Here is a 1,585-nt window from a genome sequence, read left to right as displayed (position 1 = left end):
GAATGCGCACCGGCGAGGCTTCTGCCGCACGGCGGGTGACGAATTCAAGCGTCTCAGGCGTGTCGATGGCCGGATGCGTGTCGGGCCGCGCGATGATCGTAGTCACCCCGCCCGCCGCCGCCGCAAGACCGGCCGAGCGGAAGCTTTCCTTATGCCGCTCGCCCGGCTCACCCACCTTCACCCCGATATCGACAATACCGGGGGCAAGGCACTTGCCGCCGCAGTCGATGATGGTTGCCCCCTTCGGCACAGGGCCGTTCAGGGCGGTGATGAGGCCGTTCTCGACGGTAAGGGAGCCATCGGTTTCCGTCAGGCTTTCGGGGTCGATCAGGCGGGCGTTGGTGAGGAAGGTGGTCATTGCGCGTGTCATTTCAGATTTCGGACGTAGTCGTGGAAGACGCGATGTAGATCTTCAAGCTGTTGGGCAAGCCATTCATGCTGTGCGGGCCAACTCTCACGGTCGGCAACATTCGGAAACGTCTTGGTCACGAAAATGCGGCGATCCGAAGTCGCCCCATCATACCAGTCCAGATTGAAGCCTAGTGCAGCTTCCAACGCTTCCCGATGGTCGCGAAGCTGCTGGAAGTAGCTGTCGGCCTGCGGGCCGGTCAAATATAGTTCCGCGCGGACCCAGTTTTGCTTGCGGTTCCACGAGCTATTCAGGGTCACGCCTGACTTGCCAATGCTGTGGACGAGCCAATTCTGCGCTAGCGGCGAAACCGCGCGCACGACGGACTGGTGTTTTGCAAGCACTTGCTCGAATGCCTGCCAATATTCGAACAAATCCTGCTTTGCCGCTGTCAGACCCTCCGCGCCATCCAGCCCCGATTTTGCGGACTCTGCCAACCTTGCCGGTTCGCTGGGACGAACAACCGTGTTGAAACTTGGCGCTATCGCTGAGTCGCCGATCCTCCAAAGCTCGATCTCGAGCGCGTAGAATGAAGTGCCGTCTGTCGCGAGGCGGTTGAGCCATTCGACCGCGACCTTGTGCTCAGGCGTGATCTTTTTTGAAATCCAGATCACCGTCTTGCAATTCAGGCCAGCCGCATAGACGAGGATCTGGCCAAGATGCGAATGATCCGTTTTCTCTAACTGATTTTCGATCAGGACCCAGTTCCCCGTGGTCGTATCGCGACACAGAATGTCAGCCTTGTAGGGTCCCACAAACTTTTCGACGGCTTCTTTTTCTAATCCTTCAGGACCAAGGCCCAAATGCTCGGACAGGATCGCGAGGTTCTCTTGCTGCGCCAACCACGGGGTAAAGTCCCGTGCCTCGTCGGGCCAAGTATCGCGAAGGCCAGTAATTCGGGTAAGCCTGCCAAGTTCCATCACACCATCACCCCCACAGCCTTCGCGCCCCGCTCCGCCCGTAAATTCCGCGCCAGAAGGTCCATGCAGGCCATGCGCACAGCGACACCCATTTCCACCTGGTCCTGGATCACGGATCGGTTGATGTCGTCGGCCAGCTCTCCGTCGATCTCGACCCCGCGGTTCATCGGGCCGGGGTGCATGACGATCGCGTCATCCTTGGCGAAGGCCAGCTTTTCGGCATCCAGCCCGTAGCGGTGGTAATATTCCCGCTCAG

General features: G+C 59.4%; 1 protein-coding gene and 2 pseudogenes. All 3 read right to left on the bottom strand.

Annotation, left to right across the window (positions count from 1 at the left end; all coding sequences use genetic code 11):
• A pseudogene (locus WBB85_RS22990) lies at positions 1-358 on the bottom strand (dihydroorotase); the annotation flags it as partial.
• A gap of 8 nt (positions 359-366) precedes the next feature.
• A complete protein-coding gene (locus WBB85_RS22985) occupies positions 367-1,329 on the bottom strand; it encodes a DUF4268 domain-containing protein (protein WP_432640891.1) in 963 nt (320 codons plus the stop codon).
• A pseudogene (gene pyrB / locus WBB85_RS22980) lies at positions 1,329-1,585 on the bottom strand (aspartate carbamoyltransferase catalytic subunit); the annotation flags it as partial. The gene WBB85_RS22985 and the pseudogene pyrB, both read right to left, overlap by 1 nt.

Origin of the sequence: Albidovulum sp., from assembly GCF_049646345.1 — a bacterium.
Classification (GTDB): Bacteria; Pseudomonadota; Alphaproteobacteria; order Rhodobacterales; family Rhodobacteraceae; genus Albidovulum.
Note: the sequence above shows the minus strand (reverse complement) of the source record. Positions and strands in the feature narration are given on the sequence as shown.